This is a genomic window from Mesorhizobium calcicola, assembly GCF_042682105.1.
Taxonomy (GTDB): domain Bacteria; phylum Pseudomonadota; class Alphaproteobacteria; order Rhizobiales; family Rhizobiaceae; genus Mesorhizobium; species Mesorhizobium calcicola.
Genome location: NZ_JBHUGY010000034.1, coordinates 109,942 through 121,960 on the forward strand (window position 1 = coordinate 109,942; position 12,019 = coordinate 121,960).

Here is a 12,019-nt window from a genome sequence, read left to right on the forward strand (position 1 = left end):
TTCTCCCATTAAGCATTGTCGTTTGTCTTTGTTGGTTGGTGGGTAATCGATGGGGGCGGCACGACGGCGCCGCGGCGGCGCTGCGCGTAGCCGGCAATGCCGATGGCGACGAGCAGGGTGACGCCGTTGAACAGCGGCTCGACCCAGAACGAACCGCCGAACTGCTGGATGCCGGAAATGCCGGCGGCGAGGATGACGACGCCGATGATCGTGCCCCAGACATTGACGCGGCCGGGCTTGATGGTGGTCGATCCGAGGAAGGCGCCGACGAGCGCCGGCAGGAGGTATTCGAGGCCGACGCTGGCCTGGCCGATCCGGAGCTTGGAGGCGAGAAGCACGCCGCCCAGCGCCGTCAGCGCGCCGGAGGCGACGAAGGCGCCCATGACGAATTTCTGCACCGGTATGCCGTTGAGCGCGGCGGCCTTGGGATTGGCGCCGATGGCGTAGAGGTAGCGGCCGATCGGCATATATTCGAGCACCAGCCACATCACCAGCGCCAGGATGACCACGTAGTAGCCGGTGATGGGCAGGCCGAACAGCATGGTGCCGTTGAGGGAGAGGAAGCCGTCGGGCAGCACACCGACGACCTGGCGGCCGCCCGTGTACCACATGGCCAAGGCGTAGAGCACGGTGCCGGTGCCGAGCGTGGCGATGAAGGAATCGATGCGCGCCACCTCGACTAGCAGGCCGTTGATGAAGCCGGTCAGGACGCCGAGCAGGATGACGATGAGCACCGCGATCGGCCACGGGATGCCGAAGGCGGTCTGCAGGCTGATGGCCAATATATGCCACAGCACGATGCCGTAGCCGACGGTCAGGTCGATGCGGCCCGAAGCCATGGGGATCATCGCCGCCAGCGACAGGAGCGCGATGATCGCCTTGTCGGAGATGATCGAGCGCAGATTGAGCAGCGTCGGGAACGTGCGCGGCAGGAGCAGCGAAAACAGCAGGATCAAGAGCAGCGTCAGGATCGGCAAGCCGTAGACCGGCAGATAGCGCGCCGCCTTCTGGCCAAAGCTAAGCCCGGAGAGTTCCGAGCGGGTCGGCTCCAGCGCCGTCGATTTGATCGAGTTCATGGATCCTCCTCAGGCGGCTTCGGATACGGAGGCGGCGTGGATAAGCGCCGCCGTCGTCAAGGCATCGCCGGCCAGTTCACGCACGATGCGGTTATGCGAAAAGACAAGGGCGCGATGGCAGATATGGGCGACCTCCTCGAAATCCGTGGACACGACGATGACCGCCAGTCCTGCCTCGACGGCGGCCGCGATCAGCCGGTAGATCTCGGCCTTGGCGCCGACATCGACGCCGGCCGTCGGATCCTCGGCGATCAGGAGCTTGCGGCCCGTCGCCAGCCAGCGGCCGACGACGACCTTCTGCTGGTTGCCGCCGGAGAGCGCCTCGATCGGCAGATGCGGATCGTTTGGCCTCAGCCCCAGCCGCGCGCCGAGCGCCTGCGTCAGCTCGCTCTCCCGCGCCGGCTTCATGAAGGAAAACAGCCCGCGGCCGACCGCCGACGGGTTGAGATACATGTTCTCGCGCACGGAGAGTGACAACGCCACCGACTCCTCGGTGCGGTCGCGCGCGATCAGTCCGACACCAGCGGCAAGGGCGGCGCCGACCGAGGACAGCTCGAGGCGCCTGCCGTCGAGTGAGACACTGCCCTCGAAAGGCTCGGTGCCGAACAGCGCGCGCCCGACGACTTCCTGTCCGGCGCCGCGCAGGCCGACCAGTCCGAGCAGTTCGCCCGATCGCGCCTCGAAGCGAACCGGACCGACGCTGCCGCAGCGCAGATCCTCGACCTTCAGGCGCTCCGGTCCGTCCTGCCAGCGCGACTTGGCGAACATCTGATGCGCGGGGCGGCCGACGATGAGGTCGACCAGTTCCTGCGGCGTCGTTTCGGCGACCGGCTTCACCGCCACCATGCGGCCGTCGCGCATGACGGCCACCCGGTCGGCGATGCGGAACACCTCGTCCAGCCGGTGCGAGACATAGATCATGCCGACGCCTCGCTCGCGCAGCGGCCGCAGCGCCTCGAACAGGCGCTCGACCTCGTCCGCCGGCAGGCTCGCCGTCGGCTCGTCGAGCACCAGCACGTCGGCTTCGGTGGCGAGCGCGCGAGCGATGGCCACCAGCGATTTTTCCGTGCGGGAGAGATCCTGGACGCGGGTCGCCGGATCGAAGGCGCAGCCGACCAGCGCCAGGGCGCTTTCGGCACGCCGCTCGGTGTCGCCCCAGTCGATCAGGCCCGAGCGGCGCGAGAAACCCTGCGCCATGCCGACATTCTCGGCCACCGTCATCCATTCGATGAGGCCGAGATCCTGATGGATGAAGGCGACCTTCTGCGGCTGGTTGGGGCGTGGCGGGCGGTGGTGGTAGTCCTCGCCGCGAAAGCGGATGGCACCCTGGTCGCGCTTGTGGATGCCGGCCAGCGCCTTGATCAGCGTCGACTTGCCGGCGCCGTTCTCGCCCAGCAGCGCCACGATCTCGCCCTCGTGGATGTCGAGCGAGACCGACTTCAACGCCAGCGTGCCGCCGAAGCGCTTGGAGATGTCGATGAATTCGATGAGCTTGGGCCGCATCGTTTTGGCCTCCTCCCAAGCCAAGAAAACGGTTTGAATTGATACCGATGTTATCGCTAACATTTTTGTAGGTCAAGTCTTGAAAATGGGTCGCCGCGAAGGCTATCGATAGCTCCGGTTTCGCGGAGGATGCGGCATGTTCGGAGACATAGAGGGCGCTGGCTTCGAGGTTCTCGACGAGCGGTTCGAGAGCTGTTTCGTCGGCCATGTGGCGGTCGAGCGGCTGTGGACTGGCGGGCGCTGGCTGGAAGGTCCGGCATGGTTCGCGGCCGGGCGGTATCTGGTGTTTTCGGACATCCCGAACGACCGCATCATGCGCTACGACGATACCAACGGCGTGGTCTCGGTGTTCCGTGCGCCCTCCAGCAACGCCAACGGCAACACCGTCGACATGGAGGGGCGGCTGGTCACCTGCGAGCATCGCGCGCGCCGCGTCACCCGCACCGAGCATGACGGATCGATCACGGTGATCGCCGACCGTTTCGAGGACAGGCGGCTGAACTCGCCAAACGACGTGGTGGTGCGCTCGGATGGCACTGTGTGGTTTTCCGATCCGCCCTATGGCATCGCGACCGACTATGAGGGCGATCACGCCGGACAGGAGATCGAGGGCTGCCACGTCTATCGCGCCGACCCCCTCACCGGCGAGGTGGCGCGCGTCGTCTCGACGATGGCCAAGCCAAACGGTCTCGCCTTCTCGCCGGACGAGGCCATACTCTATGTCGGCGACACCGGCATCACGCACCAGAAGGACGGGCCGCGGCACATCCGCAAGTTCGCCGTCGAAGGTGCGACGCTCGGGGAACTCGGCGTTTTCGCCACCTGCGGCGCAGGCCTGTTCGACGGGTTCAGGGTGGATAAGGCCGGGCGTGTGTGGGCGGGCGCCGGCGACGGCGTCCACTGCTTCGATCCCGACGGCACGCTGATCGGCAAGATCCGCATTCCGGAGACGGTGGCGAACCTCACCTTCGGCGGCGCCAAGCGCAACCGCCTGTTCATCACGGCGCGGCAGTCGCTCTATTCGGTGTTTGTCGTCGCCAATGCGGCAGCACGAGCGTGAGTTCGAAGAGAGGGATGTTGGCCATCCGACCACAAGGTTCAAATGCGCTTCCCATTCTGACCCTGGCCGATAGGCTACAGAAGGTGTGGTGACCGGTTGAACTCACCACCCCATTTCGGCCATTCACAAAGTGAGTCCGTGGCCAACTCAGGCTAAATTGGCATGTCGAGCCAGCAATCAATCTCGTTTGTTGTTTTCGGGTTCGCCAGACCACACGAGACGATACGAAGGATATGGGTTGGCCAACCATCCGCTAAGCCATTGATTTTCTTCGAACGTCTCACACTCTCCGCGACTAATATAATCGTTATCTTTCAATAACTTACGAAGCGGTTCGCCAAAGTTGATTCAAGTAGCTAGTCCGCCACTTGCCAATCGCTCTATCTTCTACGGAACGGCAGCTTTGCGCCTCAACGCAGCCCTTGAGATCAGACTCGCCTTTCCTGAAAGCAGACCTTCCGGCTTGGGCGGCCTTATGTCCGGCATTGACCCTGACGGACATTCTTCACACTAGGCCCATCATTTTCAGGAACAGCATCGCCAAGATGATGAATGCACCCACCATAGCCACTATTACGGCCACGTTCTGGCCGGTCTTCCCACCCGGATTGGCTTTTAGGCGAAGCGAGACCACGACCAAGATACTTGCTGCTTGGCAAGCGAACCCGGCGACCATCAGCCAGGCCGCCGCGCCATGAAAATGGAAATCTCGCCCGTCGAGATACCCAACGGGGACCGCGAGTCGTCGTGCAGCGCACCATACGCTGGCCAGCCCACCAGCAATGCCGCGATGGCTACCGCCAACAAGCTTCAATTCCCCATCAATATCCGGCTCGTTCTCGCCGGCTGGAAACTGCTATGCTCGTCCTGAGTTGCGATCGGCGCCCCGCTGAGCCGCATGTAAATATGGGTATAGCGCCTGCGCGATCGTATGGGCGCGTGTGATCATGTTTTCCAGATGGCTCATGCCCGCCGGTGCGTAGAAGGCGAGATGAAGACGCAGGTTCCACTGGCTGATCAGCATCAGGTCGCGCACCCCCTCGAACTCGTCGATGATCTCTTCGATACGATCAAGTTGCTTTGATGTGGCTAACGGCAGCGAGTGCCGGACTGCGAGTGGCTCGATCACCGTGCGCAGTTCGAAGCATTCCAGCATGCTCTATTTCAGCGAGATCGCTCGAGACGAACTGCGCACAAAAAAGCCCTGGCCAGAAAAAACGATGCAAGGCAGAACGCTAAATGAGCGTTGATGTCCTCATCGCCTTGGTCGGCGATAAGCCCAATGGCGAGATCACGCGCGCCAACGCGCGTGATGTCTACAAATATTGGCTGGATCGCATTGCATCCGAGAAGGGAAGGGCTGATGGCTCGGCGCCGCACATTTCGGTCGAGCCACGGGAAGATCCTGATGGTCCGCGCGAGATCAAGACTGCTTCATCCGCGCGCAAGGTGCCTCTGGTCGGTGTCGCGCTTGAGGTGTTCAGCAAACATCGGAGGGCTTTCCACGCTACAAGGCGTCATGGTCTGCCCTAATCAACAAGCACTTCCAGGCGAATAGGGCCACCCGCTGCGCCGACGATGGCCCTGGAATGCGCCATCTCCGCTCGACGGAACTCCTTACTTCCCGTCCTATCTGACCAGCCAGCCACCATCGACGGGCAGAACGGTGCCTGTCACATAGCCGGACGCTGGGGCGACGAAGAACACAACCGCAGTGGCGAGATCGTTCGGCGTGCCCCAGCGGCCCATCGGAATGCGCGCGGAAATCTGGGCGTTGCGATCGGGGTCGTGGCGCAGTGCTTCGGTATTGTCGGTCGCCATGTAGCCTGGGGCGATGGCGTTGACCGTGATGCCGTGCGCCGCAAGCTCGTTCGCCATCGCTTTCGTCAGCCCGGCAATGCCGTGCTTGGACGCCGAATAGGCGGGCACGCGAATACCGCCCTGGAACATCAACATCGAGGCGATATTGACGATCCGTCCCTTCCGTTTGGTTTCGACCATTTGGCGCGCCACGGCCTGCGACAGCAGGAAGACAGCCTTCAGGTTGACGTCGATGACGTCATCCCAATCCGTTTCCGAGTAGTCGAGGAGGTCCGCGCGGCGGATGATGCCCGCGTTGTTGATCAGAATATCGATGCCACCGAATGCCGCGCCGGCTTCAGCGACCACTGCTTTCGCGTCGAACTTTTTGGAAAGATCGACCTCAAGCGCATCAAAGCGGCGGCCCGCCAGCCGGACGAGTTCGGCGGTTTCAATCATCGCAGAAGAGCCGAGCGCAACGATGTCGGCGCCGGCCCCGGCCAGCGCCAACGCCATTCCACGGCCGAGGCCTGTTCTCGCCCCGGTTATCAAAGCGATCTTTCCGGAGAGATCAAATGGCGTGGTCAAGGCGCAGGCCATTCTCGTTGAACAGATGAAGTGGTGCTGCCGAGAGCGACAGGCGCACATCGGTCCCCGGCGCCAGATCGTGCTGGCCGGGCGCGACCACCAGAACCTTCTGGCCGGCAATTTCGGCATGGACAACGGTTTCGGAGCCAAGTGCTTCCACAAGCCTGATCTTCGCCGGGATGCCAGCCGTGTCGCTGCCGAGCGTCATATGGTGCGGGCGAACGCCGATGGTTACGCGCGCGCCCACGGCGATGCGGGCGCCATTTGCCGGAAGCTCGATCCGGTGGCTGCCGGGCAGGGCAGCGATCACCTTGCCAGATTGAACGGATTCAATCGTTCCTTCGAGGAAATTCATGTGCGGCGAGCCGATGAAGCCGGCGACGAAGCGGTTGGCTGGCGAATTGTAGAGTTCCAGTGGTGTGCCGATCTGCTCGATGCGGCCGGCCCGCAGGACAACTATGCGGTCCGCCAGCGTCATCGCCTCGACTTGATCGTGCGTTACATAGATCATCGTTGCCGAAAGTCGGGCATGGAGTGCCGCAAGCTCGGCGCGGGTAGAGCCGCGCAGTTCGGCATCGAGGTTGGACAGGGGCTCATCGAGCAGGAAGGCGACCGGCCTCCTGACAATGGCGCGGCCGATCGCGACGCGCTGACGCTGGCCGCCCGAAAGCTGCCCCGGCCGTCGGTCGAGATAAGGCGCGATCTCCAGCATGCGCGCGGCTTCTCCGATGCGCTCTGCGATCTCCGCCTTTGCCATTTTGGTATTCTCCAGGCCGAAAGCGAGGTTTTGGCGCACGCTCATATGCGGATAGAGCGCGTAGGACTGGAACACCATGGCAAGCCCGCGGTCGGCAGCCGGTATGGCATTGACCAGCTTGCCATCGATGGCAAGTTCGCCGTCGGTCGGCTTTTCGAGACCGGCAATCACGCGAAGCAGTGTCGACTTGCCGCAACCGGATGGGCCGACGAAGACGACGAACTCGCCATCGGCGATCTCAAGATTGATGCCGTGGAGCACGTCGATCGCCCCGAAGGATTTTGCGACATTGGTAAGCCTGATGTGACCCATGATGCACTCCTCATTTCAGTCCGGTGCCGGCAATGCCGGTGGTGATGAAGCGCTGCAGGAAGATGAAGACAAGGACGACGGGGATCATCGTCACGACCGTCATCGCCAGAATGAAATGCCACTGCACGTTCAACTCGCCAGAATAGACGCTCAGGCCCACCTGAAGCGTATAGAGTTCCTTTCGCGAGAGCACGATCAACGGCCAGAGGAAGTCGTTCCAGCGCCAGACAACGGAGAAGATCGCGAGTACGGCGAGCGCGGGTGCGGTCAATGGCAGGATGATGCGCCAGTAGATCTGCCATTCCGACGCCTTGTCCATCCGAGCTGCATCGATCAGCTCGTCGGGGATGGTCAGCATGTACTGGCGCAGGATGAACACGCCGGTCGGTGTCGCCACCGTCGGCAGGATCACGCCCCAGAGATTGTTGAAAAGACCGAGCGCCGAGACAATCGAGTAGAGTGGCACCATGATCACCGACAGGGGCACCATCAGCGTCGCAAGAATGAGCAGCATGGCAAATGTTCGCCCGCGAAACTCGTATTTGCTCAGCGCAAAGGCGGCCATCGAGTTGACGATCAGCGTAATCAGCGTCGCCGTCACCGTCACGAAGACGGAGTTCCAGAGATAGCGGACGAAATCGAAATGGGTGAATGGTTCGCTGTAGTTCTCCGTAGCGAAGGACATTTCGCGGACCGCGGTGCGTTGCGCGATATTGACCTTGATAATCTCGCCCGGTTTCCGCGGATCAATCATCTGGCTGACAAGGCCGATGCGCCGGACTTCGGCGAGCGTTGCCTTGCTGCCATCAGCCAAAGTCACCTGATAAAGATCGAGCGGCTTGTCGTAGCCTTCGACCGCTACCTTCTGGGTGACATAGGGCAGTATGGTCGGCGGGAATTCCGCTAGAGCTGCCGGCGATTTGAACGACGAGCCGACAAGCCAGACGGCCGGGCCGAACATCACCAGCAGACCGCCGGCGAGCCAGGCCCAAGTGACGATGTCCGTCCAGTGCCAGCTTTTGCCGCCCCTGCGGCGAAAGAGGAATTGCACGACGCGACTCATTTGCGGGCTCCCTTCTTGTCGCGGGATCGACTGAGGCTAAGCTGTAGTAGGGTCAGGACGACGAGCACCATGCCCATAAGGATCGAGGCAGCCGCGGCAAGCCCGGGATTGCGCAACTGCGCCGCAAAGCCGGTCTCGTAGATGTACTGCGTGAGGTAGAGCGTGCTGGTGCCGGGTCCGCCTCCCGTCAGGACGTAGATTTCGTCGAAGATCTGTACCGCGCGGATGAGAACAAGGACGATCACGACGAGAAGATTGGGCGCAAGCAGCGGCATCGTGATGCGCAGGAAGGCGCGGGTCGGCCGCGTGCCGTCCATTTCGGCCGCTTCGTAGAGATCCTTCGGAATGGCCTGCAGGCCGGCAAGCAGTATCAGCGTGTAGAACCCCATATGCGCCCAGATCGACACGCCCACTGTCGCCGCGAAAGCCCAGCTGCGATCGTTCAGCCAAGCATAGGGGGCGAAGCCGAGGCCGTAGAGGCCGAAGTTGAGAAGGCCTTGGCGCTGGAGGATCCATTTCCAGATGAGACCCACCACCACGGGCGACAGCAATACGGGAAAGAAGAATACCGCCCGCCAGAAGCTGCGCGCCATCAGGTCGCGGTTGAGGATCAGCGCCGTCACAAGCGAGACGACGATCATCAGTGTAACCTGGAGCAGAACGAACCAGCTGGTATTGCTGACGGCCGTCCAGAACGTGTCCTCGGCGCAGCTGTTGGGATTGAGGTAATTCGTGCAGTCAAGGAGCCGGGCGTACTGATCGCCGCCGACAAAGCTGCGGTCCGGCAGGAAGAGGGCTGTGCCGCCGGTCATCGAATAGGCGAAGTTGATGAAGAAGGGCAGAAGAACGAAGATGCCGAATATCAGCATGTTGGGCAGCAGGAAAAAGGCCGCCATGCCGCTGATCCCAGCGACCCTTTGAAGCCATCTCAGCGGCGCATCGATCAGCCCCATAACGAGGCGCACGGGAACCAGGACGGCATCGGAGATGCCGGCCCCAGTCCTTTCGCGAACACCTGCCTTCATTGCCCACCTCCTTGCGGCAGGCGGAAACTCCTGTTCCCGGCTGCTGTCGCGGTTGCAAATTGCCTGTCAAGACTTGCGGACTGCAAGTGCCTGGTGGTGGCATCGGGTTCGTCTTGGTGCAGCCACCCGCCTGTCCGGCTAGCGGCCTGAATCCTTGACCTTAGCCGCAATGTCGGCGTCGATGCGCGTGAAGGCTTCCTCGAGCGGCATTTCGCCCGCCGCAGCCTGGCTCACCCGGGTGACCAGGGCCGCATAGTACGTGTCGGACCAGAACCAGCCGGGCAGTTTCCTGGCAGTGTCGGAGAGGGAGGAGGTGTCTTTGACGAACGTGTTCAGGGCTGCTTTTGCCTGGGCATCGTCAGTCTTGAAGTCCAGCCCCTTTTCGATCACGCCCTTATGTGCGGGGAGAAACAGCGTGCGTTCGGAAAATTCCTTCACGATGTCCTCGCGCGCCAGGTAGTCCATCACCTTGGCGACTTCGGTCGGGTTCTTGGTGTATTTGACGGCGACCAGGCCAGCGCCTCCAGTCATGCCGGTGCAGTTTGCCGATCCACACGGGCTGCCAGTGGCAACCCAGTCGAAGTTTGAGCCGATCTTGGCGGAGAAGTTCGGCACCTGCCAGGAGCCGGAATAGTAGTACGCGACCTGGCCGTTGATGAAGTCGTCCGCGCCGGCGCGATAGGCCGAGCCGGCCGCCGATACCCATACGTCCTTGCTCATCGTCCCGTCCTTGACCCAACCGACGAACTTGGTGATGAACGCCTTGGCGCCTTCATCGAGCGGCGCGGGCTTTCCATCGGAACCGATGTAGTTCGAGCCATAGCTAAGATTGGGTCCGCTCAGACGGTGGCCGGATCGATCAAGCGCCATTGCGAACGGCACCTGCTGGCTTTCGGCAACTTGCTTGGCCGCCTTTGCCCAATCGTCCCAGGTCGCGTCTTTTCCCGGCAGGGCAACGCCCGCCTGTTCGAACAGCGTCTTGTTGGCGAAGCCACCAGTAAGGGTGATCTGGGTCATGAAGCCGGAAATCTGGTTGCTGCCATCTGGGCGCATCCAGTCGGCCTGGTCGCCGAAGTTCTTGTCCCAATAGCCTGCATCGGCGACCAACGGCCGAAGATCGAGCCAATGGTTGCTGAGCGCCTTCAGATTGGTGACGCGAGCGATATCCGGACCAGCGCCGGCTTCGAGTTGCACGGGCAATTGTTCGCGCACCACCGTGTAGGACACGTTGTCGAGCACGACGTTGATCCCTGGGTTTTCCTTCATGAACCGGTCGAGCAGGTCTTTCAGCACCTCGCCCTCGTTGCCGTCGGAATACCACATGATACGGACATCGCCGGCGATTGCGGCCGTCGATGTCAAAAGCCCGACGGCAAACGCCGCCAGCACTGTGCTGGTCTTTCGCATTGTGTTCCTCCTCTTGTACGCGAGCCCTTCTCCGCTCGCAGATAGACGCCGCGCCGGTTTCCCCGGCGCTTCGTCGCTAATTGGCGGCCAGCATGGTGACCTCACCGGCAACCGTGAAATCTTTTGGCGAAACGGTGCGGCCTTCGGCCGCGGCTGATCCATCCGGGCGAAACGCCACCGTGCCATATTCCGGATCCTCGACGACGAGCGAACCGTCTTCTTTGTCTTCGACCGCAAGTGCCCCGAACCGATCCTGCGCCGCCGCGAGGTTGGAGGCTTCGCAGACCCGAACGATCCAGCGTGTCTTGCGGCCGTATTGGCGAAGCTCGGCATTGGCGGATGGACCGTCCTTGACAACGACGAAATCGGTGCTGCCGCGCAGCATCATCGTTCCCCGCCCGCTCCGCGCCAGCGCCAGGCTTCCTTTGACGCTGCTTTCGTCGAATTCGCCGATCGGGAACCAGGCATGGGTGAAATCCGGCTGTTCATCGAAAGTGGAAAAATCGAGTACGGCCACCCCCCGATACTGTTGGACGCGTGGGAGGGTGCCGCAGCCGCCCCAGAAGGAGGGCCGGCTGTACCCGAACTGAATGGTCTCGCCAGGATGGTTGATCCAGACGGCGGCTTCCGGTCGCTCACCGAGCCGCAGATGCAGCACCGTCTCCTGGTAGCCCCATTCTTTCCAGCGGTAGTGGGCAGCGGAGCCGACGGCGAAATCGCGGCTCTTGTAATGATAAAGCGCCGCGAAACTGTTTTCACCCTGGGCGAAACGCCATTCCTGATGCTGTTCGGCGCGATGGCAGGCGACCGCGGCCAGGTCTTCCGATACGGTCAGGCCGTGGTCGCGTATGCAGCTCATCGGAAACGACTTCACGATCGCCGACATCGCTGTCTATGCCTACAGCCATCGCGCCGGGGATTGCGGCTTCCTTCTGACGGACTATCCGGCGGTCATGGCGTGGATTGGCCGCGTGCGTGACGCCATCGGTCCTGGCTACCCGGTGCATCCTTACAGCATCGACCCGCATTCCGGTGCCTGAAGGGCTTACTTCTTGCCCTGCGGATAGATCGTCTCGCCGCGCTTCAGCATCTCGACGAAGGTCTCGATCTTCTTCTTGCGGCCGGCCTCGGTCTTCATGTTGTGGGTGCGGAAGGCAAGCGCGAAGCGGTTCTGTGCGCTGAGCTTTGCCAGCATCTCTTTTGCCTTGGGTTCGGCGTCTATGGCCGCCTGCAGATCATCAGGAATTTTCATCTGCTTGCCGCTGCCATAGGCGCGCGCCCAGCGCCCGTCCGCCTTGGCCGCCTCGACCTGTTTCAGCCCATGCCCGGTCATGCGGCCCTGCTCGACCAGCCGCGCGACATTGTCGATGTTGATCTTGCTCCAGATGCTCTTCTTGCCGCGAGGCGTGTAGCGCTGGAGAAAACTGT

Annotated in this window: 13 protein-coding genes and 1 pseudogene; 3 read left to right on the top strand and 11 right to left on the bottom strand. The window is 62.2% G+C overall.

Annotated features, from left to right (window positions below; genetic code table 11):
* Positions 1-8: 8 nt before the first annotated feature.
* Both ACFSQT_RS23070 and ACFSQT_RS23075 read right to left on the bottom strand, forming a co-directional pair.
* Entirely contained in the window at positions 9-1,076 is a 1,068-nt protein-coding gene (locus ACFSQT_RS23070; protein ID WP_379022450.1) for an ABC transporter permease, read from the bottom strand.
* A gap of 9 nt (positions 1,077-1,085) precedes the next feature.
* Positions 1,086-2,579 carry a sugar ABC transporter ATP-binding protein gene (locus ACFSQT_RS23075; protein ID WP_379022451.1) on the bottom strand — a complete coding sequence of 498 codons (1,494 nt, stop codon included), beginning with the start codon at positions 2,577-2,579 and terminating at the stop codon, positions 1,086-1,088.
* A 136-nt stretch (positions 2,580-2,715) separates the two neighbouring features.
* Between ACFSQT_RS23075 and ACFSQT_RS23080 the strand changes: the two genes are divergently transcribed.
* On the top strand, positions 2,716-3,639 hold the full coding sequence (locus tag ACFSQT_RS23080) for an SMP-30/gluconolactonase/LRE family protein (RefSeq protein ID WP_379022453.1): 924 nt from the start codon (positions 2,716-2,718) through the stop codon (positions 3,637-3,639).
* A 505-nt stretch (positions 3,640-4,144) separates the two neighbouring features.
* Here ACFSQT_RS23080 and ACFSQT_RS23085 read toward each other — a convergent pair.
* Positions 4,145-4,453, bottom strand: coding sequence for a hypothetical protein (locus ACFSQT_RS23085; protein WP_379022455.1), 309 nt, complete (start codon positions 4,451-4,453; stop codon positions 4,145-4,147).
* A gap of 42 nt (positions 4,454-4,495) precedes the next feature.
* A complete protein-coding gene (locus ACFSQT_RS23090) occupies positions 4,496-4,795 on the bottom strand; it encodes an FCD domain-containing protein (protein WP_379022457.1) in 300 nt (99 codons plus the stop codon).
* Between the two features lie 83 nt (positions 4,796-4,878).
* Between ACFSQT_RS23090 and ACFSQT_RS23095 the strand changes: the two genes are divergently transcribed.
* Positions 4,879-5,172: a hypothetical protein gene (locus tag ACFSQT_RS23095; RefSeq protein ID WP_379022459.1), complete on the top strand. Its 294-nt coding sequence runs from the start codon at positions 4,879-4,881 to the stop codon at positions 5,170-5,172.
* A gap of 96 nt (positions 5,173-5,268) precedes the next feature.
* Here ACFSQT_RS23095 and kduD read toward each other — a convergent pair whose 3' ends face one another.
* The 6 genes from kduD to ACFSQT_RS23125 form a co-directional block, all read right to left on the bottom strand.
* Positions 5,269-6,039 carry a 2-dehydro-3-deoxy-D-gluconate 5-dehydrogenase KduD gene (gene kduD / locus ACFSQT_RS23100; protein WP_379022461.1) on the bottom strand — a complete coding sequence of 257 codons (771 nt, stop codon included), beginning with the start codon at positions 6,037-6,039 and terminating at the stop codon, positions 5,269-5,271.
* Positions 6,011-7,096, bottom strand: a complete 1,086-nt coding sequence (locus ACFSQT_RS23105) for an ABC transporter ATP-binding protein (RefSeq protein ID WP_379022463.1) — start codon at positions 7,094-7,096, stop codon at positions 6,011-6,013. Before ACFSQT_RS23105 ends, kduD begins: the two co-directional genes overlap by 29 nt.
* 10 nt (positions 7,097-7,106) lie before the next feature.
* Positions 7,107-8,159, bottom strand: a complete 1,053-nt coding sequence (locus tag ACFSQT_RS23110; RefSeq protein ID WP_379022465.1) for a carbohydrate ABC transporter permease — start codon at positions 8,157-8,159, stop codon at positions 7,107-7,109.
* On the bottom strand, positions 8,156-9,184 hold the full coding sequence (locus ACFSQT_RS23115) for a carbohydrate ABC transporter permease (protein WP_379022467.1): 1,029 nt from the start codon (positions 9,182-9,184) through the stop codon (positions 8,156-8,158). Before ACFSQT_RS23115 ends, ACFSQT_RS23110 begins: the two co-directional genes overlap by 4 nt.
* A gap of 138 nt (positions 9,185-9,322) precedes the next feature.
* A complete protein-coding gene (locus tag ACFSQT_RS23120; protein ID WP_379022469.1) occupies positions 9,323-10,591 on the bottom strand; it encodes an ABC transporter substrate-binding protein in 1,269 nt (422 codons plus the stop codon).
* A 76-nt stretch (positions 10,592-10,667) separates the two neighbouring features.
* Positions 10,668-11,450: a hypothetical protein gene (locus tag ACFSQT_RS23125; RefSeq protein WP_379022471.1), complete on the bottom strand. Its 783-nt coding sequence runs from the start codon at positions 11,448-11,450 to the stop codon at positions 10,668-10,670.
* Here ACFSQT_RS23125 and ACFSQT_RS23130 point away from each other — a divergent pair.
* A pseudogene (locus tag ACFSQT_RS23130) lies at positions 11,446-11,631 on the top strand (glutathione S-transferase family protein); the annotation flags it as partial. The gene ACFSQT_RS23125 and the pseudogene ACFSQT_RS23130 overlap by 5 nt on opposite strands.
* 5 nt (positions 11,632-11,636) lie before the next feature.
* Here ACFSQT_RS23130 and ACFSQT_RS23135 read toward each other — a convergent pair.
* Positions 11,637-12,019, bottom strand: a 383-nt coding sequence (locus ACFSQT_RS23135) for a YdeI/OmpD-associated family protein (RefSeq protein WP_379022473.1), incomplete at its 5' end; no start/stop codon positions are given.